A 25664-nucleotide genomic window follows, 5' to 3' on the forward strand; every position below is an offset into this window, starting at 1 on the left:
TATTAGTACTGCAGTCTACTTTTTTCTAAAATAGACAGAAACAGGTACTCCATTAAAATCAAATTCTTTACGCAATTGATTTTCTATAAAACGTCTGTACGGATCTCTTATATATTGAGGCAGGTTACAAAAAAATGCAAATTGCGGTTGTGGTGTAGGTAATTGTGTTATGTATTTTATTTTTACATACTTACCCTTATATGCTGGCGGAGGGTTATTTTCTATAATAGGCAATAACACATCATTAAGCTCACTGGTTTTGATCTTTTTGGATCTGTTTTTATAGACTTCTACCGCAGTTTCTATTGCCTTAAATATACGTTGCTTGGTTAATGCCGAAATAAATACGATAGGTACATCTGTAAAAGGCTCTATTTGTTTACGTATGTATTTCTCAAAGTCTTTCAGGGTATTACTTTCTTTATTTTCTATAAGATCCCATTTATTTACCAAGATCACCACCCCTTTGCGGTTACGCTCGGCCAGCCAAAATATGTTTTGCACTTGCCCGTCAAAACCTCTATCGGCATCAAAAAGTAATAAACAAACATCACTATGCTCAATAGCACGCACAGATCGCATTACAGAATAAAATTCTAAATCTTCTTTTACTTTTGATTTACGTCGTATTCCTGCGGTATCTACCAAGTTAAATTCAAATCCAAAACGTTTGTATTTGGTATCAATCGCATCTCTTGTAGTTCCTGCAATATCGGTAACAATATATCGATCCTCTCCTATAAGTGCATTGATAAAAGAAGATTTACCTGCATTGGGTCTTCCTACTACTGCAAATCGTGGTAAATCGTCGTCGTCGTTTTCTTCTTTTTCTGGCAATACTTTTACCAATTCATCCAGTAGCTCACCTGTACCACTACCATTTATACTGGCAAGAGTATAATATTCTCCTAGTCCTAAACTATAAAATTCGACTGCATTTGCAGCTCTCTGGCCATTATCTACCTTATTTACTACCAAAAAAACAGGCTTATCTACTTTACGCAGTAAATTTGCTACATCTTCGTCCATTCCTGTCACCCCTGACTCTACATCTACCATAAATATAATAGCATCTGCCTCTTCAATAGCTAGTTCTACCTGTTTATCTATTTCAGATTCAAATACATCATCACTACCTACAACATATCCTCCTGTATCGATCAATGAAAACTCTACTCCATTCCAATCACTTTTTCCGTAGTGTCGATCACGGGTTACTCCGCTTACAGCATCTACAATAGCTTCTCTCCTTTGTATTAATCGATTAAAGAAGGTTGATTTTCCTACATTAGGTCTTCCTACAATTGCTACTATACCACTCATTGATGTTTATTCTAAAATTTTGTGCAAAATTAGACTTTTTATTTAAGCAATACTAAAATGTTTTGATTTGATTACTATAACAGAAAGGTAATAAAAACAAAAAGCCCAGAGGCCAGTGTTTCAGGCCTTTGAACTTTTCATAATTGATAGTCAGTCAGTGAAATAATTACTTACACAAATATAGCACCTATTGTAGTTAAGTTGGTTACTGTAAAACATCAAACTTTTTATGGAAGTTGGTTCATTTTGTTTCAAACTTAATATTCATAGGTGTTTCAATACATTGGTAGCGTATTTTTAGAATTCAAATTCATCATAAATAACATAGATAGTAGCAACGAAAAAAAAATATTATTCTTCATTACTTATTTCATAAATAGCAACAGTATTAGACACCTCATTAGTTACTACAAGTAAATCTTTGCCTGTAGGACTATCTTCTGCCTTAACTACTATTAATCCTTCTGGAGAAATATCAACCTCATCTCGAATCCATTTTAAAAACCTAGGGCTATAGGGATTAGAAATATCATAGATCATCACACCTCCTGTGCGTTCTAAACCTACAAATAATAATGTAATCGCACCTATTTTCAATGTTTCTACAGCTTCAGGCTCTGCTCCTTTATCATCAGATCTTTTATCGGCTCCACTTCCTTCATTGCTATTAAAGGCACTTGGATCTATATCAAACACCATTTTTGCTACCTGATCTCCACTATCGTATATCTTTGTTCCTGTAGTAGACCATATAGTAAATGATCTCCCTCCATATGTATAAATCTCATCATAATCTCCATCTCCATCTATATCACCATTGGCAATAGTTGTTTTTAGTCTTCCTAAATTTTCATCTTTTTGTAATGTTGCTGCATCTGGGAACACTCTAGAATCAAGAACAAGATCTTTTACACGAGTTTCTTCTGAAAACCCCTTATAATCCCTTGCATCTCCTTCATTGGCTGTGATAAGATATTCTCTGCCTCTTATTCTGGCATAGGCAATAGCGTCTGGCTGATACAATCCAAATACTGGCCAATTTTGAAAATTACCAACCATATTATCTTTATCACTGGCATCTATTTGATTATTGGGTAGTCTATAGTCTTTTACTCCTAATCCTATTATATCTGTAACTGTTTTGGTTTCCAGATTTACAATTGCTAATCCATTATTTTCTTGTAGGGTAACATATGCCTTTTTAGAATCATGAGATATCGCTACATACTCAGGCTCTACATCTTGGGCTAGTGAAGCTTCTGGCCCAAAGATTCTAAAATAATTTGCTATCGTTTGACCGTTAAAAGCTGTAAAGCTTACATTTGAAGATTGCCCTGTTACCACTTCAATTATAGTAATTGACCCTTCTGGATCATCTGAATATAAATCATTTGGCTCTCCTTCATTTGCAGATACTATATATTTTCCATCTGGACTAAAAGTTACCATATCTGGCAATGCTCCAGTTGGATAAGTACTTACTAATGCTTGTGAGTCTGAATCATATAATGCAATAGTTCCGTTAGCTTGTTTATTTGATGAATTTTCTAAAGCAACCGCTACAGTTCCACTATGTACTGCTACACTATTAGGTGAGCCTGCTACAGAAATATTTGTACCACGAATAGGAGTTACGGGATTAGATAAATCCCAAACTGAAAGTTCTGAATCATTTGGATTTACTACAAAGAGTTTTTGAGTTTCAGGATCAAAGGCTGAGATCTCGGCAAACCCTTCATCTCCAATCCTGTTTGTAAATCCTCCATTTTTTTTAAATGTTAATTCATTACTTCCGCCACCACCGTGATAATCATCAAGGTCACATGCACTAAATACACTTAATATTGTTGCAGAAAAAAGAATAGTTTTGTTGAAAATTTTCATTATTGATGTTGTTTTGTGTGATTACAACTTCAAATGTTAACAACAAATGTATCTTTAAGGTTATCTCTTCAATAAATTATAAATATCAATTCAGTTTGGTATATATATTTATTTAGCTTTAATCCTAACTTCTAAAAACAACTAATTACTATTTTATCTTGATTCATAAATACTACACTCATACCAAAAGTATTTTCTCATATCGAACTCTAACTTGCTCTATCGTTAGGTCTCTAGGGATTAGCAAATCCATTAGAATAACAATATGAGCTATTCTCATAAAAATCTGCTAATAACAGTGCATGAAATTTTTAGCTATTTCTAGGGGAGTAATTCAAAATGAGAAGTAGGCAATATCATACTCAATGGCATTCAATAGCATTTCTGATAGCTTTATGATATCAGAAGGTATTTAAAACAGATTAACAAATAATTTTTAAGTTATTTATTATACCCAAAACGTTTTAATTGTCTACCACTACTACGCCAATTTTTATTGACTTTTACATAGAGTTCTATATGTATCTTCTTGCCAAAGAATTTTTCAAGTTCTTTACGTGCTTCTGTACCTACTCTTTTTAGAGCTGATCCTTTATGCCCAATAATTATTCCTTTTTGAGAATCTCGCTCTACCATAATTACCGAGCGAATTCTAATAATATCATCGTCTTCTATAAATTCCTCTGTTTCTATTTCTACAGCATAGGGAATCTCTTTTTTATAATGTACTAGGATTTTTTCGCGAATTGCTTCATTTACAAAAAAACGTTCAGGCTTATCTGTCAATTGATCTTTAGGATAAAAAGCAGGAGAGTCTGGTAGTAACTCAACTATTCTATGAAAAACCTCTCTGACATTAAATTTTTCTAGTGCAGATATAGGGTACAATTCTGCATTTGGTACTTTTTGAGCCCAAAACTGTACTTGCTCTTCTAGTTTTTCCTGATTAGATTGATCTATCTTATTCAATAGAAGAAGTACAGGGATTTTGGCATTGGTAATTTTATTAAAAAACGCTTCGTCTTTTAAGTCTCTCTCACCAATCTCTACCATATAAATCAGTACATCGGCATCTTCAAAAGCAGATTTCACAAAATCCATCATTGATTCCTGCAATTCATATGCAGGCTTTATAATCCCAGGGGTGTCTGATAAAATTACTTGAAAGTCATCTCCATTTACAATTCCCAAAATTCGATGCCTTGTTGTTTGCGCCTTAGAGGTAATAATAGATAGTTTCTCTCCAATAAAAGCATTCATCAAGGTAGATTTCCCTACATTTGGGTTACCTATAATATTTACAAAACCAGCTTTGTGAGCCATATAATTGATTTTTGGACAAAGGTAGATGAATATTAAAAAAGAAAAGAACGGATGACAAGATTATTGCAATATCTCCTGTTTTATTAACATTTTCCTACAAAAAGCGGTTATTAAAAATAAAAAACGAATGCCAATTTTAATTCATTTTTTCTTAAATTTAATTCTAAGATACTTTCAAAACCTATTGATAACAAGTTTATTATCTCTAAAAACCAAAACCATTTTGAAAAAACACTCATTATCGTATACGCAAATCTACTCAAGAAGAACTTTCTTTTCTTTATGTTTTGCCCTTCTTGTATCATCAGGGCTTTTCTCTCAAGATCAAAACAAACTTCTAGAGAAAGCTGATCAAAGCTTTAATTCTTTTGCTTATATCGATGCCAGAGCTATCTATCTAGATGTTGCCCAAAAAGGATATTCTTCTGCCGATTTATATGCAAGATTAGCAGATTCGTATTACTTTACTGGGGATCTCGAAGATTCTGTAACATGGTATGAGCGATTGATCAATACATATCCACAAGACCTCAACCCTGAGTACTTGTTCAGATATGCACAAAGTTTGAAAAGCGTAGAAAGTTATAGCGAGGCAGACAAAGTAATGGATCAATTTTATGAAATTACAGGAAATGATAAACGTGCAAAATCTTTTATAGAAAAAAGAAATTATCTAGATTTTATAGAACTGCAATCTGGTAAGTTTGACATTTTTCCTTTAAACATCAATTCAAAAAATTCTGAATACGCACCTAGCTTTAATAACAACAATCAGATTGTTTTTGCCTCTTCTAGAAGTAAAAACACCAATGAATCAAAATTGCATAAATGGACTCAAATGCCATTTCTTGATATATTCTCTTCAGAAATAGAAGCCGATCAAATAACTCTCAAAAAACCTGTTAAACTAAAAGGTAAAATAAATACAAAATTCCATGAGTCCTCAACAACTTTTAGCAAAGATGGAAAAACAATGTATTTTTCTAGAAACAATTACACCAACAAAAAGTTAGGAACTAATAAAAAGGGAGTGGTTTTATTAAAGCTCTACAAAGCTACACTCAAAGATGGCATCTGGTCTAATATCACTGAGCTACCATTTTCTAGCAATGAATATTCTGTTTCTCACCCCTCGCTAAGTGCTGATGGCACCAAACTTTATTTTGCAAGTGATATGCCTGGTAGCTTGGGGCAATCTGATCTCTTTGTTGTTGATGTTTTAAGAAACGGAAAATATGGTGAACCCAAAAACCTAGGTAATAAGATTAATACCGAAGGTAGAGAAACTTTCCCTTATATAAGTGATGGCGGAAGTCTCTACTTTTCTAGTGATGGCCATGTGGGATTAGGTGGATTAGACATTTTTGTAGCAGTTCCAGAAGATTTTGGTTTTTCTAGCGCTTTTAATGTAGGAAAACCTATAAATAGCTCAAAAGATGATTTTACTTTTATACTTAACGAAGATACTAATGTAGGGTATTTTGCCAGTAACAGAAGAGGTGGCAAAGGCAATGATGATATCTACAGTTTTAAACAAACCCAGGAGCTAATTACTTCATGCATGCAATATGTAGAAGGCATTATACTAGATAGTGCTACCAATGAGCCTATTTTTAGGGCAGATGTTACGGTCAAAGATATGGCAGGAAACACCATTTATGAAGCTGTTTCTGATATCAAAGGAGCCTATAAAATCCAAGTACCCTGCAACTCTGAATACACAATTCGAGCTACATCAGACACCTATAATCCTAGAGAGATCCCTCTAGAGACTACCGATACTTTTGAGTATGTATATGAACTCCCCATTTCATTGATAAAAGAAGAGGACTTATTATCTACTACTGTAGAAATTAATGTAGGAGACGATCTATCAAAAGTATTGCAACTAAAACCTATTTATTTTAGTCTAGATACTTCTGAAATTACTCCTAGTGCAGAGGTAGAATTACAAAAAATAATTTCTACCATGCGCAAATACCCAGATATGAAAATCGAGGTTCGCTCACACACCGATAGCCGATCCAGCTATTGGTATAACAAAAGGTTGAGTGTAAAAAGAATGAGAGCTACCGTAAAGTATATTGTAGAAGAAGGGGATATCTATTGGAGACGTATTCGCGGTAAAGCTTATGGCGAAAGAAGACTGATCAATAAATGCAAAAATGATGTGCCTTGTACAGAAGAAGAACATCAGGAAAACAGAAGAAGTGAGTTTATTGTAAAGAAAAAATAAGATCTTTTACACTTTGAATATACCGCAATAAAATTCTATTTTTTACTATTCTTAAACCGATCAAAATACACTCTTGCCTTGGCATTGACCTGTGGAGCCAATACCAAAGCAGAAATCACTGTAGGTATTGCCATTATTGCAAAGGCACTATCAATAAGGTTGATGGCAAATTCTATTTTTACCACTGCCGCAACTACTATAGCTGCAATATATATGTAGTTATAATACTTGCCATATTTGGGTTTGGTCAAAAAGCCCAAACATGTTTTACCATAATACGAATACGAGAACAAGGTAGAAAATCCAAATACCAATACCATTATCACCACCACAATATCTCCCGTACGATAGGGTAGCACCTCATTAAAAGCACATAATGTCAAGGATATTGCATTGTCATCTGTAGTTTGCCATACTCCTGTAGATAGTATTGCCAAGGCAGTCAATGTACATACCAATAAGGTATCGATTGCAGGCCCCATCATAGCTACCAGCCCTTCTCGTATAGGCTCATTGGTTTTTGCGGCACCATGCATCATTGGTGCGGTTCCTATACCTGCCTCATTAGAAAAAGCAGCTCTTTTTACTCCCGTTTTTACCAAATACCCCAATGCTCCTCCTGCCACAGCTTTACCAGAAAATGCGTCTGTAAAAATCAAAACAAACATATCTGGCACTTTATCTATTTGTAAAATAAGTATTGTAACTACTGTTATAAAATATAATAGCACCATAAAAGGCACCAACTTACTGGCTACTGCTCCAATCCTTTTGATTCCCCCCATAACCACCAACGAGGCTATGGCGGCAAGAGCAATACCGATATACCATTTATCACTTTCTTGCCAATGCATCACATCGACCAATGTTTGTGTAAGTTGGTTTGCGGTAAAAGCAGGTAATGTACCCACCAATCCAGCCAGTGCAAACAGTATTGCCAGCGGTTTCCATTGTTTACCCATCCCATGTATGATGACATACATAGGGCCACTAAGCAAGGCTCCTTTATCATCTTCTGATCGATACATGACAGAGAGCGAACAGGTATAAAACTTGGTTGCCATACCAATAAGGGCACTTACCCACATCCAGAAAACAGCCCCTGGGCCTCCTGTAGCAATTGTTACTGCTACCCCACTTATATTACCCATTCCTACTGTTGCAGCAATCGCAGAAGACAATGCCTGAAAATGACTGAGCTGCCCTGGTGCATGCCCCGTATCATATTTACCACTGAGTACACCAATTGCATGCCCAAAATATAAAAAAGGCGTAAATTTTGAATAAATTAGAAAAAACAAACCACCACCAATAAGCAATACCAATAATGGCCAATCCCAAACCCAGGAACTAAAAAAAGCAATCGATTTTTCTACAATTTCAAACATATCTAAAAATAGCTATAATTAGCGTATATAAATTTTTATCCCACTTTATACAGTAGACACTTATATAAATCTGGGCTTATCAACTCCTCGATCATACAAAACAATACTTCCTGCCACCGCAACATTAAGACTGAGTTCTGATTTAAATTTAACTAGAAACTGTGATTTTTCTATTGCCATTTTGGACAATCCATGATCCTCTGCCCCCAACAAATACACACATCGTTTGGGGTGTTTAAATGTTTCTAACGATTCTGCCCCCTCTGTAAGCTCTACTCCTACCAACATGGCTCCTTTGGGCAAATGGTTATAAAAATCATCAAACGTATCATAGTGATAATATGGCATTGATTTTACGGCATTATGGGTATCACATGCTTGCTTTGCATACCGATTGCCTATGGTAAAAATAAAACTAGCCCCCATATTTTGAGCAGATCGCCATAGGACTCCTAAATTTTCTGGGGTTTTACCATTTTGGATTCCGATCCCAAAAAACTCGTTTTCAAAATTATTAATCATAACGTAAAAGTATAAAAACCTTTTTATGAAGTTGTTTCTTTTTTTCTATCCGTCATAAAATCCTCTTTTCTGTTAGAATCAAAAAATCTAAATCGGTACTATAATACGCATTCGTAAATCATAAAATTTTGTTAAAAACAAACGATTCTACGCTACATGCGATAAAAAATCAGCGCAATCTGCCTGCTTTTTTTGCAGACTATACTCTTTTTACTATTTTTAATGCTATCAAACTCCATCACACAATATAACACCAACGGATATGACTGATATAGAGGTTTATTTGGGGCATCTAGGATTTGAAGGTATGGCCAAAGAGTTTTCTAGCGAAATCCAGAAAACAATAGCCAAAACCCTTAAAGAAGAAGCTATGTACCCTAGTGCAGACCCTGCACGCGCATTACATATGAACATCAAGGCAAAAGCAACAAAACTTGCACAAGACCCTATGTTCAAAAGAGATTCCCCCAATGATGACTATGAGATCAAAGAGATTGAGTATGTAGATAAAGTAGTTGATGGTACGTTACAAGGAACTATGATTATTACTTGTGGCCATAAGCACAACCCTTATCAATATGGTAAACCTGGTTTTCCTGGAGAGGTTGATGGGCAATTATTGCAAGATGAGTTTTGCACGGTTTATAAGTGGCATGAACAGTCAAGGCGTTGGTATTTGCTAAAAGATCATCCTAATCATTATTGTGAAGAACCAGAAAAAGAAAAAAGCTGGACAGATCGCCTCATGGGTAATGCTGCTTTTGAACCTCTATATGGTAATGGGTATAGAGGTGGTACTGGTGATTCGTTTAATACTGGTAGAAGAGGACAACCCGATGGTGGAATCTTGGGTGACCCTGGTATAACTCCTGGCGGTGGCGGAGGTCTCGATTGGAAAAAAAGGGGAATGAAACTGTTGTTTGGTGCAACTGTACACCTAGTTGGCATTCTAGATAAAGCGAAATCAATATACGATACATATGATAAAACGTCTGGAAACAAGGAAAATACGAACCTTTCATCTCTGCCTGAAGAAATAAAAAAGAAAAGAGGTTTAGACACTATAACCTATAATGCAAAGTTAGGTAAAGTAGATAACGCTTTTCCTTATGATACCATTGCTAAAATATCCAAAGACATCAAAGGCTATCAAAATGCCTTAAAATATCAAAACTATCATGTAAACATGGATACACGAGGATTTCACTGGCATGTAGAAATAACGCCTAAATATGAAGAGTAATATTGTTTGGCTACTTAGTAGTATAGCCCTACTACTAATGAGTTGTAAAACAGAACTTACGAAAATCACAGAAAAATTTGAAGACGGCACAACAAAAGGCTATTATTACATCGATAAAGATTCATTAAAACAAGGAGCGCGTGTTATATACTATAAAAATGGAAAAATATTTTCTACGACTTCATATAAAAATAATGTAAGAAATGATTCTATCTATTTTTATTATGATAATAAAGATAATAGTATTGAAATTATTGAGTTTTGGTATGATGATAAATCTTTATACTATAAGGATTTTTATGAAAATAAAAATGTAAGACAAAAAGGGATATACAACAAAGAAGACAAGCGCATAGGTATATGGAATAATTATAATGAAGATGGCACCCCTAGTTTTATCAAAGAATATAAAATCATCAACGCAAAATCCTATACTAATCAGTTATGGCAACTATTACCTAGTGGAGACACCCTAAATACTGGTACTAACATAAAACACAAAGTACACCCTAAAAAAGTAAAATTGGGAGATTCTATAAGGTTCTTTTTTCAGTCGGATGTTGCGCAATATCCAAAAAAATCAGATTTTTTAGTCACTATACCTAAAGATTATACTCAAAAGAATTTCAATGCCGATTTTTCTAATACAGAAGAAAAATACTATAAACCTTATAAGTATTCCCAAAAGATTTATAGCCTAAAGTATAACAACACCTATCCTGCTGAAAAAGCAAAAATAGATACTGCAGATCATTATAAAACTGTACTATTTTATCTTACTCCTAAACGAGTAGGTAAAGATACTATACGAGGATATTTTGATGAGATGTATTCTATGTCAAAAGGATTACCCAACCTATGGTGGCGATATACCAAAAAAGAACTTGAAGCTATGGGGGTGGAAAAAGACAGCACAAAAGATACCGATATTAGAACCATCTATTTTGACATCCCTATAGAAGTGTATGAATAATTAGTTATTGACAACCATAAAAAAAATTTAACATTTATATGATTTTTTCACTAATATGGTTTATGATTTATCAATAGGAACAACACATGAATAAAAATTTACTTGCATTCCTATTGATAGCCATCTACTTCTCTCCTATACTATATCAATTAGGAATTGTTATAAAAGAGAGAAAAAAAGGAAACAAACTTCCTCTTAAAAAACTAATTACTTTTTCAAAATATAGTCTTCTCATACTTGTCATAATTTCAATTGGAATTGGAATCCTAAGCCATACTAACTATCTCAATTATGAGAAACCTTTAGCCTATGACCAAATTGATAAAATTACATTTGAAAACTTTAGAGGAATTGAGTTTTTTCAAAACGACTTATATGGCAACAAACAATTTGCTTATGTTACAACATCAATAGAAACAAAAACAGATGATAATTATATCACTGTACAAACCTTATTTCACCCCTCTCGCTCATTTGTTTATGATCAGCATTCTAACAACAAAGACCTGCTAACTCACGAAAAATATCATATTAAAATCACTGAATTATATTCAAGAAAAATAAAAAAGAGGCTTTCTGAACTTAATTATTCATCTAACGATGAAATAAAAAAAATTATAGAGCAAACAAAACAGGAAGAAAGAACTTTTCAAAAAAAATATGATTATGACACATTTCATAGTTATGTATATAGTGAACAAAAAAAGTACGAAAAAGAGATAGATAGCTTACTACATTCATTAATCAACTTTGCCAAACCAAAAATTAGAATTCATGAAAAAAATTAAAATCAATATACTCCTGATAATTACATGCTTTATAGCAACCAACTGTGGATCAACAAACGATGAAATCCCTATAGATAAAAGATATTGGGACACAAACGATTATGCTAATGTTATTCGTGAATTAAAATACAATTTCCTACCCGATAAAAAACTACCAACTTTTGATGATCCAGAAACCAGAATTATAATTGAGAAACTAACAGATACACAAAATTACGCTGTTGTTCTCGACGATAAAGAATTAGGACTGAATCACAAAAACAAAGTAGCAGAACCTTTTTTTATGCGTTGGAAAGATATGATATACTTATACCAAACTACAGATCGCAATGACAAATTTGTATATGAAAAAGAATTTATAACTATTTACAAATTTGGATTAGGGTTGCAATTAAAATATTTCAAATTAGGAAATGATCAAGCTAAAGAATTTGCTGATGATCCAAATTCTGCTGAAGCAAAAAAGCATGTTACTTCAAACACAAACACTTTGATCAAAAACTTTTTGACATATCTGGATCTTATCGATAGAGAAAAAATATTATCTGATCAAGGAAAACAAATGTATGCACAGGGAATCAGTCAATATTTCACCGAATTGATTAAACAACACCCTAATGCGAGCTACAGTACAATGGAAAGAAAAATTGACCTTTTATCAAAAAAAAGTAGTTCTGATGATATAAAATTATCTCTATCCAAAATCAAAGAACTCATCGAGTCAAAAAAATAAGGTAAATAAAACATGCTCAAAAAGTTATTACTTATACTAGGCATTTGCCTTTTAATACTAGGGGGTACTCTTTTTTATATCTATAAAACGAATTCTTTTGGTGTTCAAGATTATTATCACACCATAAATTATACGTTTTGGGATAGTCAAGATAGTATAACCTATGACGATTTTTTCTATAGAATTCCTCCTCAAAAAAGAGATAACATCAATTACTATCATGGATTTATCCTCCTAGGAAAATATGATCTCAAAGACATTTATATAAAAGCTTTTTTTGACAGACAACAAGCCGCGATAAAAGACACATCTTCTTTTGATTTTGCATCAGCACTCAAAAAACAACGATTAGCTTTTGATCTAACAGAGGTATATGCTAGAAAATTTAATCGAGAAATAGACAAAATTAGATTCAATCCACATACACGATCAGAACATTATACAAGAATCGGAGATAGCTTATATAACGAATACAGAAAACTTCTCTTTAAAACACAAAACAATAATCAATCTAAAAACATATCTCAAGAATTAAAATCTTTGAGAGTACATGTCGATAAGGAACTAGCAAAATATTCGTCAGATAACACTTCTTATACCAGAATTATAAACAAAAAAAATAATACTATGCAAATAGTAGAATACTATGAGGGTTCAAAAAATAAAATCCACAAAACCATACACAGAAAAAGTAAGTATGATAGTATTGTATATAAACACAAAAATGGTAAGATTTCTCTAACAGGAAAAGCTACCTTCAATAATAAGAAGTATGGTATTTGGAAATTCCAAGATCAACAAGGCAATAAAGAAAAGGTTGCTGAATACAAAATCATACAAGGCAAACAATACACCAACCAATTATGGTATTTATTACCTAGTGGTGATACTTTAAACCAAGGTACTAACATGAAATACAAGATAGCTCCCAGAAAAGTAAAACTAGGAGATTCTATACGTTTTTTCTTTCAATCTGATGTGGCAGAACATCCTAATGAATCAGATTTTGTTATTGTAATACCCAAGGATTACACTCAAAAGAATTTTAATACTGACTTTTCTAATATCAAGGAGAAGTTTTATAAACCTGGTAAGGATATCAAAAAAATCTATAGTTTAAAATACACTAATAAGCATCCTAAAGAGAAAACTAAAATAGACACTGCAGATCATTATAAAACCGTACTATTTTATCTTACTCCTAAACGAATAGGCAAAGATACCATACGAGGATATTTTGATGAAATATATTCTGTTACCAAAGGATTACCTAATTTATGGTGGAAGTATACTGATAAAGAGCTTGAAGCTATGAAAATACATAAAGATAGTGCTAAATATACAGAAACACGTACTATTTATTTTGATATCCCAATAGAAGTGTATGAATAATAGCCTTGCAACTATTTTATTGGTGTTTTGATATCTTCTGGATTTAAAAAAACACTGCTCACAATAAGAGGTATTTCATCATTATCACTAAGCAAACAAACAAATAACTCTTCTATATTTTTATGATTCAATGCTTGCACAAAAGAAAAGACTAGCAACACCAATCTACAGAAAAATCGAAAAGCAAGGTAACATTTTGCCTTGTTACGACACATATATTAAGTAATACCTCATTAAAAGCAATACACTGAAAAAGTAACATAGAAGTATCGTTATATTGATTCCTATATCATGAAAAAAATAATTTACTCATCAAATTTTACAATACACCAAAAACTTATCCTTATCCTAATTTTTATAGTTACCTTTTTTCTTGGAAGCCTATTTTTATTCGGAATAATCATATGGAGTATAGGCGTTCCTGATTTTCAAGAATATTCATTGATTGATTTTTCTTTAGCAATCCTCTTTCCTATATCTATAATCATTCTGATTATGTTATGTTGTAAAAAAGGGATCATGATCAAAAACAAAAAACTATACAGATCTCAATTTTTATTTGGTAATGTTATTTTGAAAAAAGAAATTCCTTTACAGGATAGTACCGATATAAGCATTCTTATCTATCAAGGAACTCAAAAATTTTCTTGGTCATCTATGGCGCGACCCGATCAAGGATATACCGTAAACAGCAATAAATTATATGTATTAAATACTAAACATACTATAAAAAAAGCTTGTAATCGATACCCCAAAAGAAGCATTAGCAAATCAATCTGTTCAACTTATAGTCGATGAATTAGGATTAGAGTTCTCTACTTACAATCCACGGTTTACTAATTGATTCTTTACAATACACAAGAATCAATTAAGTTAATCATTAAGAGGTACTGTATTTTTTATATGCCTTTTCTAGTTTAACATCATAGTTATTCTTTTTATAACCTGGCCCATTATACCCCTCTGCAAATCGTGTCCAATTCTTTATTTTGACCCAATCTATCAATGGCTTTCCTTTAAAAACAGTGGTTGTAATAAACGCACCAAAAGCAGTAAGGTGTTCTCGCTCATGCTCATACATTTTTGCTACAAATTGATCAATAGATACATACCCCAGATTCTTATAATGAAACCCCATAATCTGAAAAGATCCCCAAGACGCAGCACTATAAGCAGACTCATGAAAAGCAGGCTTATCTGATATCCCTGCGGATTTTTCTAAACGATCATACTCGCCTGATCCTCCTCTATAATATTTTTTGGTCCATTTTTTATACAAAACATCTTTTGTTTTTTCAGACACATAATCCATCGGGCGTATCCCTCGAGCCTCTAATTCTCTCCAAAAAACATGTCCTTCAAATAATATTCTTGGCCTACCGCAAATCAAAAATCCTTTGCCATTACTTTCTATTTCATTTACAGCCTTTACCATCGCCAATTCCAAATTGTGATGTGTCGCAAAGTCTTCAATATCTTTTTCAGACAACAACTTGTCATTAAATGTTATTATATCCTTTTGAGCCTCAATAAGCTTAGACCAAGTTTTTGGCCCCACAATACCATCTACAACAAGTAGTTGTTTTTGCTGAAAATCTTTTACCGCTCTCTCTGTATCTCTTCCAAAAAATTCTGATATATATACTTTATATCCCAGTTTTACCAATACTTCTTCCAGAAAAAAAACATCTTGCCCTTTTGATCGATATCGCATTGTTTTCATCTTTTTATTGTTTTAAAAAATTGAAAAAAAACATATACTATTATAACGACAATTAGACCTGATCCGTATATAATAACTCATCGAAATGGTTTAAACTTTTTTCAATTCGCTGTAAAAATGCTCTATTTTAACATGTTACCCCACTACACAAGTAATATCTCTAGTAATAAGCATATAAACAGCTACAATCAAAATGCAAAAAAAACAAACACAACAAACTTGCATAAATACTTATAAAACAGGCTTTTACCAACCACCTATTTGTAATAAAAACACTAAAAGAATTAGAAAACACCCCCTAAAAACGAATTCTAACTAAACCAGTACGAATACTAAAATCGCATCAATTATAATAAATATAGAAAGTACTTTTACACTGGATGGCTAACCTTATAAAAAGAAATTGCTATGAAAAACATTGCTATAATTATTATTTTGTTTCAAAGTTTTCAAAGTACTATTGCTCAACATGTATTTACCCAAACCGAGGAGTTTGAAGTATCTACTAAGGTTATGAAAAAAGAAAACACCCCTCCATCTTATCGTATTAATTTGGTGCATTCTGACAAAAAAGACACTGATAACATTGCGACATTTACTATTGAGGACACCGATTTGTTTGAAGATGTTTTTGTGACGTCACTAAACAACCCAGGATTAGAAGGGGTTTCTAAAGTAATTAAAATGGAGATAGAATATCTTGCATGTTGCGCACATGTAGAGGCTTATTATTATCTGGTAAAAGAAGATAATACTACCGTACTCTTACCTGAGCTAAAAAATGTGTATTGTGAAAATTCTGACACAGATCTTCAATACATATTCCCTAATCAGAAATACGGTATAGAGGGTAATATTCTAAAAACAGAGACTATATATCAAGAAACAGAAACAACAACCGATATCAAATACGTAAATCTAAAACAAAGCTATGCCTGGAACGATGGTGATGTCATTAAAAAATCAAAGACAACAGCAATCACTGGGTATTAATCATAGTAATCTCAATCTGATAAACAAAAAGGGGGAAACTTTTGTTTATTATGCCGACACACCCTAACCGGTAGTGTCGGTTTTTTTTATAATTAATTCCTTGGGAGCAAGTGTATACTATTTTAACTCAGAAAAAACACTAATAAATTTAGTTTTAAGATAAACCTTAGAGAATTACACTCCACAATATGGATTAAAAATGAATTTCATCTCAAATCAAAAGCCAGTTTAACTATATTTGTTACTAACCAGATATGTCTTTTGTGAACTCAACACGCTTCATTACTTTTTTTCTTCTTATACTGATCTCTAATTGCATCAGTCATATATCTGCTCAAAATAATCAGCTCAGAGCATACACCCTAGAAGATGGATTACCACAATCACAAGTATATGATATTATACAAGATCAAGTAGGCTACTTATGGCTAGGAACACAAGGAGGAGGCCTCTGTCGTTTTAATGGTAATGATTTTGAAATCTGGAATGAAAACGATGGACTACAATCCAACTACATTCATTCTCTTGCTTTTGTAAATGACAGCCTTTTTATTGGCACAAAAAATGGGTTGAGTATCAAAACAAAAAACAAATTTACCAACCTAGAAAGCCCTAGAATTAATAAAATATGTCAAATTGCAAATAAAATCTATCTGGCAACAAATATCGGAATCTATGAATATCGTAAAAAGCAAGGGTTAACAAAAATCAATCTCAACGCAAAAATCAATACCAGCATTATTAATGATATTGTTTTTGATGGACGATTATACTGGTTGGCTACCAATAAAGGGCTATGGAAACTTAATAACCTACAGCAAAAAGCAAGTATCCTAGAACGACATAGTGCGTATGAATATACTGCTGCCATTTTTCATAGAAATAAGGTCTATGCTGCCGCCTTCAACAGGGGAATCTTGGTTCTTAATACAAATGCAAAAACATATGGAAATCAATGGATACGAAAACCAGTACGAGTAACCAACATCTCCCTGCATAATGATAATGAGTTATGGTTTGCTACTGATAATGATGGAGTCACTATTATAGATGCTATAGAGCATACTGTAAAGAAAAAAATCAATCGTAAAAATGGTCTGGCTGTATCGCATACAAGAAAAAGTATTCTAGATAGACAATCAAATATCTGGATTGCCACTTCTGGAGGTGGATTTTATAAATACTTCCAAAACAACTTCATGCATTATGACCAAAACACAGGACTAAAAAGCAATCGAGTATATGCTGTGCATGCTACAAAAAGTGGAATATGGGCATCTAATTCTGAGGTTGGCCTAGTACATATCGATTCTTTTGGGATTCATCATATCCCACAAGAAGAACGTTTGTCTGATGTAAAAATCAAAACACTTACCAGTGATCGTCGCGGCAACATCTGGGCAGGTACAGAGGGCAAAGGAATCTTATATAAAGAAGTGCACAAAATTGATAGCATCATTAGAGATACTATCAGTAATAAAAATCTAAGAGCAACTACTATTATAAAAACAGATACCATTACAAAAATGGTATTCAAAAATCACATTATTGATACTGATAAAGGGTTATTATCAGATTGGATAAGAACCATACAAGTAGTAGGTCGAACAATCTGGGTAGCATCGTATTCTACTGGGATTGCAAAACTTACTTATGACCCTAAAAAGGGACGAATTATCTCCTCTAAAAAATTTACTCAAAAAAGCGGAATAAAAGATTTACAAATTAGAGATATGAAACAAGATTCTCTTGGTAAAATCTGGTATGCGACTCAAAATGGGCATTTGGGATATATACATAGAAATAGAGTTACCCATCTAGGTAATGTTTTGAATCAAACCACCGCCATAAGCACCTTGTTATTTCATAAAAACAAACTCTATATAGGTACCGCGGGAAGAGGAATATGGTGGTCTGATTTGGGAAAAAACATCTCTTTCAAAAAATTAAAAGGTAGAAAAAGACCCTACTCTGATAATATCTACCAAATGATATTTGATGAAAAAAATAACCTCTGGGCAGGTAGCGAACGAGGAGTGGACAGAATAGAGCTCAATCAATCCAATGATATTGTAGATATTTTTCACTTTGGGAGAAATGATGGTTTTTTAGGAATCGAAACCTGTCTTAATGCGGTGACAAAAGACAATCAAGGAAATTTATGGTTTGGCGCCATATACGGGCTTACCAAATACCAGCCTACAGAAACTACCAAAACAACTATCAAACCAAGCATTCATTTTGAAGATGTTGAAGTAGCCTATCGCAGTGTAGATTCTATCCAATTAAATACCTGGGTAAATAGCGATCACATACTAAAACTAAGCCCTAACCAAACAGAATTATCATTTAGCTACAAAACAATTGATCTGGATCATCCAAATGACGTAGAATATCGTTGGAAACTAAACACCTCTGAATGGAGTCCCTGGTCTTCTGACAATAAACAAAATCTTGCTGGATTAGCTTATGGAGGACACTCTTTTACGGCACAATCCAGAAACTACCGATGGGAAGAAAGTGACCCTATTTCTTTTCGTTTTTTTATTGACAGCCCTATCTATGAGAAACCTTGGTTTCAACTCACTGTACTAGGAGGGATCATACTCATATTAGGAGGATACGGATTCTCTTATATTAGACGTGTAAAACGAAAAAACAAAATAGTGCGTGAACGTTTACAAATGCAAAACCACTTGCTTTCACTAGAACAAAAAGCATTGCGATTGCAAATGAATCCTCACTTTATCTTTAATGCACTTAATGGAATAAAAGCAATGGGAACCAGTAACCCTATTCGCATGAACACTACCATTAATACATTTGCCACATTGCTAAGAGAGACATTATATAATTCTAGAAAAGATCACATTACGCTAGGACAAGAAATACAAACCATAAAACACTATATAGAAATAGAGCAATTAATGTCTAATAAACCGTTTACCTATGATATAGTGATCGATTCTGATTTTGACCCCGAAGAAATTTTGATTCCACCAATGCTCATTCAACCTTTTATAGAAAATGCAATCAGACATGGTATCCTAAAAGGCAATCGAGAAGGTAAATTAAAAGTACAATTTCATACTACCGAAGATTTTTTACATTGTACTATATTAGACAACGGACAAGGTATTTTTCAGTCTCAAAAAAACAAAGCCAAAACAGATCACCAGTCTATGGCACTTACAGTAACTCGAGAACGATTGGAATCAATCTCAGGAAAAGACTCATTACATATAAAAGAAATTATTAAAGATGGTAATTGTGTAGCAGGAACCGAAATTATGTTTAAGATACCATTACAAACAGATTATTAAAAACACACTATGCTTACAGCTATTATTGTAGAAGATATGCCCGATGCGCTTCAGCTTTTAAAAAGTGATCTAAAAGCGAATCATCCCGAAATAAAAGTAATTGACACCGCACAAAGTGTAGTAGAAGCCGCAAAATCATTACGCAATACAGAACCCGATATCTTATTTTTGGATATTATGCTTGGTGATGGTACTGGTTTTGATATTCTTGAAATATTTCCTGAACTAAAATCTAAAATAATTTTTGTTACAGCTAGTGATGAATTTGCCATAAGAGCCTTTAAATTTGCGGCAATTGATTATGTATTAAAACCATATTCTAATGAAGAATTAGGACAAGCAATTGCGCGAGCAAAAGAACAAATACAACCCAACAAAGAACGCCTTGATATCCTTAAAGAAACGCTGTCTGCTCCAGAACAAAAACCAGATAAAATATCATTACACACACTAGACAAGATCATTATTGTAAGCCTTGATGATATTATTCGTTGTGAATCTGACAGTAATAATACTATTTTTTATCTGATGGATGGGCAAAAAATATTTGTAACCAAAACATTAAAATACTTTGCTGATATGCTCAAAAATTATCAGTTTTTACGGGTACACCAAAGTCATCTGGTAAACCTACAATGTATTAGTGCTTTTATAAAGACTGATGGTGGATATCTCATGCTAAAAAATGGAGAAAACATACCTGTATCAGTACGTAAAAAAATAGAGGTGATGGAAATTCTGGATCGTTTGCATCGATAACTAGATATAATACTATTTACAAATTAAAATTACTGGTGTAAAAATTTAGAAGTACTACTATTATAGGCATTCAGAAAATGAATTTTTCCATCAAAAAAAATTTAAATATTGATTCCCCTCTTTAGACTAAAAAGAGAGAGGGTATGGTCTATAGATACCTCCTATTTTATTTCTAATAGATTAGCAAAATTAACATCGCTATAGAAATGCGACAGACAACGCTATAAAAAAGAAATACTTATATTTTTTCTTGTTCAATCTCCATATCAATAAGATGGGCAAATGCTCTTATTGCTCTATCATGTTTCGTTACAAAAGGGTTAGTAGTATCCCATACATACCCAGCCAGAACAGCACATATTTGTCTTTTTACTTCTGGATTTTCTGGTTGGTGAAAAAATAATTTCTGTAGATTACCTGTGTACCATTCCTTTACGTAGGATGCAAAAACGTTCACCCCTCCTTTGATATATTCTGTATATTCTTGTTCCCAATCTATATTTTTGCCTTGCAACTCTTTGGTCACAAGCTTTGCTGCCAATAACGAAGACTCGGTAGCAAAGGTAACTCCAGAAGAAAACACAGGATCCAAAAATTCTGCACTATTACCTGTAAGCACATACCCTTTTCCGTATAGTTGCTTTACCGATTTTGAATAATTTTTAATAAACACAGGTTCAAAAAGAAAATCAACATCCTTAAAACGGTCATAAAAGTAATTAGATCGTTGTAGCATTTGCTGTAACTTTTCTGTTGCATCCCCTTCAAACGAATCCAAATACTCTGTAGGCCCCACATAACCAATACTTGTAACTCCATTAGAAAAAGGAATTACCCACAACCAAGTTTCTGTATCGATTACATCAAAAGTGATCAAAGTTCCCTCTGTTCCTTCGGGTCTTCTTATATCTTCTACATGCGTAAAAATCGAAGAATGTTTTGGTAATTCTGATGGTTTTTCTAAATCCAGCAATCTTGGCAATACTCTACCATAACCACTAGAATCAATAACGTATTTTGCAGTAACAATACTATCATTACCTTCTTTATCTCGTATTGTTGTTTTTGAAATAGCGCCTTCAAAATCTATTGCAATCACTTCTTTTTCAAAAGCGACATCAACTCCTTTTCTAGTCAGTTCATTGGTCAAAGCCATATCAAAATCAGCTCTCGGCACCTGCCATGTCCAATCCCAACCTTGTGTATGTTTTTTACTAAAGTCAAAATTACATACCTTTTCACCTTTTAAAAACCGTGCTCCCGATTTGACTTCGAACTGTTCTGTTTTCAAACATTCCAACAATCCTACCTCCTCAAAATGATCCATACATCGTGGTAAAAGACTCTCTCCTATCACAAATCTGGGGAAAAGATTTTTTTCTACTACCTTTACTTTAAAACCCTGAGTATGCAAATAAGAAGCTGCCACACAGCCCGAAGGCCCTGCTCCTATTACTAAAACATCAATATTTTCATCATTCATAATGCTACTAGACTCATTAATTCCTTAATTATTATAAATTTGCAAACCAAAATAACTGTTTTATTTTTGGTTATTAAAACAATATTCACAAAATTTCGAGCAAAATTATAGATGCAAACACTTAACGGGAAAATAGGAATACAGGATTTTTACAATATCATATTCAAAAAAGAATCGATTGCCATAGACAAAAGTGTTTTAGCAATTGTAGAAAAAAGTTTTAACTTTTTAAAAGAGTTTTCTGAAAACAAAGTCATTTACGGAGTAAATACTGGGTTTGGCCCCATGGCCCAATACAAAATAAATGATGAGGAAAGGAATCAACTACAATACAATTTGATTAGAAGTCACGCATCTGGAACAGGAAATCCTATTCCTCCTATGTATGTAAAAGCAGCTATGGTCGCTCGTCTAAACACATTATGTCTTGGTAACTCTGGGGTTCATAAATCTGTAGTCGATGTAATGACCTTAATGATCAATAAAGATATTACCCCACTCATTTATGAGCATGGAGGTGTTGGAGCTAGTGGAGACTTAGTACAACTGGCACATCTAGCCTTGACTTTGATTGGTGAAGGAGAAGTATTCTACCAAGGAGAAAGAAAAGCAACAAAAGAAGTTTTTGAAAAAGAAAACATAACCCCTATTACAGTTGCGCTTCGAGAAGGGCTTGCTATCATGAATGGCACCTCTGTAATGACAGGGATAGGATTAGTAAATACCGTCTATACAAGAAGACTACTTAACTGGATGGTTTCTGCTTCTTGTGCAATTAATGAAATTGTAAAAGCTTACGATGATCACTTATCATATGAGTTAAATCACGCAAAAAAACATATTGGTCAACAACAAATTGCCAAACAGATGCGTACGCATCTAGAAAACAGCTCTTTGACAAGAAAGAGAGAAGAATATTTATATACAGACCAAACTGAGGTAACCGTTTTTAAAGAAAAAGTACAAGAATATTACTCATTACGTTGCGTTCCTCAAATCCTTGGTCCTGTACTTGACACTTTAAATAATGTAGAGAAAATTCTTGTCGAAGAAGTAAATTCTGCCAATGACAATCCGATTATAGATGTAGAGAAAAAACATGTATATCATGGAGGGAATTTTCATGGAGACTATGTTTCTTTAGAAATGGATAAGTTAAAAATTGTAGTTGCAAAAATGACAATGCTAGCAGAACGTCAATTGAATTATTTATTAAACTCTAAGCTTAATAACATATTACCTCCTTTTGTAAACCTTGCCAAATTAGGACTAAACTTTGGAATGCAAGGAGTACAATTTACAGCTACATCTACAACTGCAGAAAACCAAATGCTATCAAACCCTATGTATGTACATAGTATCCCCAACAACAATGACAATCAAGACATTGTAAGCATGGGAACCAATGCCGCCTTGACCACAAAAAAGGTGATCGAAAATGCATTTGAAGTTATTGCAATTGAACTCATTACCATCGTACAAGCTATCGAATATCTAGAGGTAAAAGATGATATTTCTTCTGAAACAAAGAAAATGTATGATGCTATACGAAATATAGTTCCTATATTTACAGAAGATGTCGTTATGTACCCTTATGTGAATAAGGTGAAAGATTTTATTATAAATAATGAAACCAAAGAAGCGTAATGTATACTAAATACTTCTTAATTTTTATACTTTTTATCCACTCATTAGAAGTGTCTGCTCAAAAGCTGGCACTTGCTAATACTGATGGTAAATTTGGTTATATCACAACAACAGGAGATTGGCAAATCCCTGCAACATTCAAAAGTGCAAAAAACTTCTCTCAAGATCTTGCTGCCGCAACAAACGATAAACTTTGGGGGTTTATAAACAGAAAAGGAGAATGGGTCATAAAACCACAGTATGACAAAGTCAAAGCGTTTGATTCTGGAATAGCTGCAGTACTCAAAAACAAAGAATGGTTTTACATTGACACCAAAGGAGAAAAAGCTTTAACCGATATCAATACGGATAAAATCTATGATTTCAAAAATGGATATGCGATCATTAGAAATGAAGACAAGATTGGTTTTATCAATACAAAAGGAGAGGTTGTCGTTGCTCCAAAATTCTCAAAAGCATTTAACTTTGTAAATGGATATGCCAAGGTAAAAGAAAATGAAAAATGGGGACTAATAGATACCTCTGGGAACTATTTTGTAAAAACTATTTTTGATAAAATAAGCAATGTCTACAATAATCATATTATAGCATTCAAAGATGAATCATACGGATTAATCATCAATGGAGAATTCAAAGAAGTAGCAGGGGCCCAAAAAATATGGGATTTTTCTATTAATAAAGATATTACCTATGCAAAAAAAGATGATAAAATTGGATATATCAATGCTAGTGGTGATTGGGTAATCGAACCGACTTTTGACAAAGTTCGTGCATTCAAAAACGGCCTTGCTCCTGTAAATAAGGATGGAAAATGGGGATACATAAATACCTCAGGTAAAACAATAATACCATTTACCTTTAAGGATGCTGAAATTTTCAGTACTGATGGCTTAGCCCCTGTTAAACTCAAAAAACTTTGGGGTTTTATTGATACAAAAGGAGCCCTCGTTATCAAAGACGGCTATGAAATAACAGCTGGTGGTTTTTCCATTTTCAAAAAAAATGCACAAAAAGGTTTTGTAAATGGCCTAGCAAGAGTAAAACACAAAAAATCTTGGTGCTTTCTAAATACCAAAGGAGAAATTCTCAAAAATACGTGGTTTGAAAACTTAGAGCTATTTAGATAGCATTATTACTTAGTGCTCTAAAACCAAAAAATCTCCTTATTAAACAGAAAACAATATCATACTAAATGAAATGTGCTTTAATCACCGGTGGTTCCAGAGGAATTGGAAAAGCAATTTGTATACAACTTGCAAAAGATACCGACTATCATATATTAATAAATTACAATAGTAATAAAACTGCTGCCGAAGAAACCTTGGCGCTAGTAGAAGCTACTGGTCAAACTGCCGAGATTATTCAGTTTAATGTAGCAGATGCAGAGCAGGTAAAAGCAAAACTAGATACTTGGCAAGAAAACAACAAAGATGCTATTATAGAGGTCATTGTTAATAATGCTGGGATTACCAAAGATGGCTTATTTATGTGGATGCCTCAAAAAGATTGGCAAAACGTAATAAACACCTCTCTTGATGGATTTTATAATGTAACAAACCATCTAATTCAGAAATTGCTAAAAAACAGATACGGTAGAATTATCAATATCGCCTCTGTATCTGGTGTCAAAGGAACAGCAGGACAAACAAATTACTCTGCAGCAAAAGGAGCAATAGTAGGTGCCACAAAAGCATTAGCACAAGAAATTGCCAAAAGAAAAATTACTGTAAATGCAGTTGCCCCTGGATTTATCAAAACAGATATGACCAATGAACTAGACGAGAAAGAACTCAAAAAACTAATTCCTGCCAATAGATTTGGTGAGGCAGAAGAAGTGGCACATGTCGTTTCTTTTTTAGCTTCTAAAAATGCATCGTATATTACAGGGGAAGTAATCAATATAAACGGAGGAATTTATTCGTAACTTACAT

20 protein-coding genes are annotated in these 25664 nt (G+C 33.3%); 13 read left to right on the plus strand and 7 right to left on the minus strand.

Annotated features, from left to right (window positions below; translation table 11 throughout):
- Positions 1 to 15 precede the first annotated feature (15 nt).
- From der to era, 3 genes are all read right to left on the minus strand, one after another.
- The gene (gene der, locus DG508_RS14535) at positions 16 to 1323 is read right to left on the minus strand and encodes a ribosome biogenesis GTPase Der (protein WP_108868842.1); all 1308 of its coding nucleotides are present in this window, start codon (positions 1321 to 1323) and stop codon (positions 16 to 18) included.
- Positions 1324 to 1674: 351 nt separating this feature from the next.
- A complete protein-coding gene (locus tag DG508_RS14540) occupies positions 1675 to 3207 on the minus strand; it encodes a choice-of-anchor I family protein (protein ID WP_108868843.1) in 1533 nt (510 codons plus the stop codon).
- 441 nt (positions 3208 to 3648) lie between these two features.
- Complete coding sequence (gene era / locus DG508_RS14545) at positions 3649 to 4530, minus strand: GTPase Era (RefSeq protein WP_103863460.1); 882 nt, start codon at positions 4528 to 4530, stop codon at positions 3649 to 3651.
- Between the two features lie 223 nt (positions 4531 to 4753).
- Between era and DG508_RS14550 the strand changes: the two genes are divergently transcribed.
- Positions 4754 to 6766 carry an OmpA family protein gene (locus DG508_RS14550; protein ID WP_234418238.1) on the plus strand — a complete coding sequence of 671 codons (2013 nt, stop codon included), beginning with the start codon at positions 4754 to 4756 and terminating at the stop codon, positions 6764 to 6766.
- A 35-nt stretch (positions 6767 to 6801) separates the two neighbouring features.
- On the opposite strand, the gene DG508_RS14555 is transcribed toward DG508_RS14550, so the two are convergent.
- Together DG508_RS14555 and DG508_RS14560 are read right to left on the minus strand one after the other, a co-directional pair.
- On the minus strand, positions 6802 to 8154 hold the full coding sequence (locus DG508_RS14555; RefSeq protein ID WP_108868845.1) for an alanine/glycine:cation symporter family protein: 1353 nt from the start codon (positions 8152 to 8154) through the stop codon (positions 6802 to 6804).
- Positions 8155 to 8214: 60 nt separating this feature from the next.
- Positions 8215 to 8676, minus strand: a complete 462-nt coding sequence (locus DG508_RS14560; RefSeq protein WP_108868846.1) for an RNA methyltransferase — start codon at positions 8674 to 8676, stop codon at positions 8215 to 8217.
- A gap of 262 nt (positions 8677 to 8938) precedes the next feature.
- Between DG508_RS14560 and DG508_RS14565 the strand changes: the two genes are divergently transcribed.
- The 6 genes from DG508_RS14565 to DG508_RS14590 all read left to right on the plus strand — a co-directional run bounded on the left by DG508_RS14565 (position 8939) and on the right by DG508_RS14590 (position 14603).
- A complete protein-coding gene (locus tag DG508_RS14565; RefSeq protein WP_108868847.1) occupies positions 8939 to 9919 on the plus strand; it encodes a hypothetical protein in 981 nt (326 codons plus the stop codon).
- Complete coding sequence (locus DG508_RS14570; protein WP_159090849.1) at positions 9909 to 10892, plus strand: toxin-antitoxin system YwqK family antitoxin; 984 nt, start codon at positions 9909 to 9911, stop codon at positions 10890 to 10892. The genes DG508_RS14565 and DG508_RS14570 overlap by 11 nt, the downstream gene beginning before the upstream one ends.
- Positions 10893 to 10978: 86 nt before the next feature.
- Positions 10979 to 11680: a hypothetical protein gene (locus DG508_RS14575; protein WP_108868849.1), complete on the plus strand. Its 702-nt coding sequence runs from the start codon at positions 10979 to 10981 to the stop codon at positions 11678 to 11680.
- Positions 11667 to 12413 carry a hypothetical protein gene (locus DG508_RS14580; RefSeq protein WP_108868850.1) on the plus strand — a complete coding sequence of 249 codons (747 nt, stop codon included), beginning with the start codon at positions 11667 to 11669 and terminating at the stop codon, positions 12411 to 12413. Before DG508_RS14575 ends, DG508_RS14580 begins: the two co-directional genes overlap by 14 nt.
- 12 nt (positions 12414 to 12425) lie before the next feature.
- Positions 12426 to 13805, plus strand: coding sequence for a hypothetical protein (locus tag DG508_RS14585; protein WP_108868851.1), 1380 nt, complete (start codon positions 12426 to 12428; stop codon positions 13803 to 13805).
- Positions 13806 to 14096: 291 nt separating this feature from the next.
- Complete coding sequence (locus DG508_RS14590) at positions 14097 to 14603, plus strand: hypothetical protein (protein WP_108868852.1); 507 nt, start codon at positions 14097 to 14099, stop codon at positions 14601 to 14603.
- Between the two features lie 82 nt (positions 14604 to 14685).
- Here the strand turns inward: DG508_RS14590 and DG508_RS14595 are convergent, their stop codons facing one another.
- Entirely contained in the window at positions 14686 to 15528 is an 843-nt protein-coding gene (locus DG508_RS14595; protein WP_108868853.1) for an N-acetylmuramidase domain-containing protein, read from the minus strand.
- A gap of 408 nt (positions 15529 to 15936) precedes the next feature.
- On the opposite strand from DG508_RS14595, the gene DG508_RS14600 reads away from it, so the two are divergent.
- The 3 genes from DG508_RS14600 to DG508_RS14610 all read left to right on the plus strand — a co-directional run bounded on the left by DG508_RS14600 (position 15937) and on the right by DG508_RS14610 (position 20603).
- Entirely contained in the window at positions 15937 to 16521 is a 585-nt protein-coding gene (locus DG508_RS14600) for a hypothetical protein (RefSeq protein ID WP_108868854.1), read from the plus strand.
- Between the two features lie 263 nt (positions 16522 to 16784).
- Positions 16785 to 19844, plus strand: a complete 3060-nt coding sequence (locus DG508_RS14605; protein WP_159090850.1) for a sensor histidine kinase — start codon at positions 16785 to 16787, stop codon at positions 19842 to 19844.
- A 9-nt stretch (positions 19845 to 19853) separates the two neighbouring features.
- Positions 19854 to 20603 carry a LytR/AlgR family response regulator transcription factor gene (locus DG508_RS14610; RefSeq protein ID WP_108868856.1) on the plus strand — a complete coding sequence of 250 codons (750 nt, stop codon included), beginning with the start codon at positions 19854 to 19856 and terminating at the stop codon, positions 20601 to 20603.
- A gap of 238 nt (positions 20604 to 20841) precedes the next feature.
- Here the strand turns inward: DG508_RS14610 and DG508_RS14615 are convergent, their stop codons facing one another.
- The gene (locus DG508_RS14615; protein WP_108868857.1) at positions 20842 to 22086 is read right to left on the minus strand and encodes an NAD(P)/FAD-dependent oxidoreductase; all 1245 of its coding nucleotides are present in this window, start codon (positions 22084 to 22086) and stop codon (positions 20842 to 20844) included.
- Between the two features lie 111 nt (positions 22087 to 22197).
- Between DG508_RS14615 and flxA the strand changes: the two genes are divergently transcribed.
- From flxA to flxB, 3 genes are all read left to right on the plus strand, one after another.
- Entirely contained in the window at positions 22198 to 23733 is a 1536-nt protein-coding gene (flxA, locus tag DG508_RS14620) for a flexirubin biosynthesis tyrosine ammonia-lyase FlxA (protein ID WP_108868858.1), read from the plus strand.
- Complete coding sequence (locus DG508_RS14625; protein ID WP_108868859.1) at positions 23733 to 24860, plus strand: WG repeat-containing protein; 1128 nt, start codon at positions 23733 to 23735, stop codon at positions 24858 to 24860. The genes flxA and DG508_RS14625 overlap by 1 nt, the downstream gene beginning before the upstream one ends.
- Positions 24861 to 24925: 65 nt before the next feature.
- Entirely contained in the window at positions 24926 to 25657 is a 732-nt protein-coding gene (flxB, locus tag DG508_RS14630; protein ID WP_108868860.1) for a flexirubin biosynthesis SDR family reductase FlxB, read from the plus strand.
- Positions 25658 to 25664: the final 7 nt, after the last annotated feature.

Source organism: Aquimarina aquimarini (assembly GCF_900299535.1).
GTDB lineage: Bacteria > Bacteroidota > Bacteroidia > Flavobacteriales > Flavobacteriaceae > Aquimarina > Aquimarina aquimarini.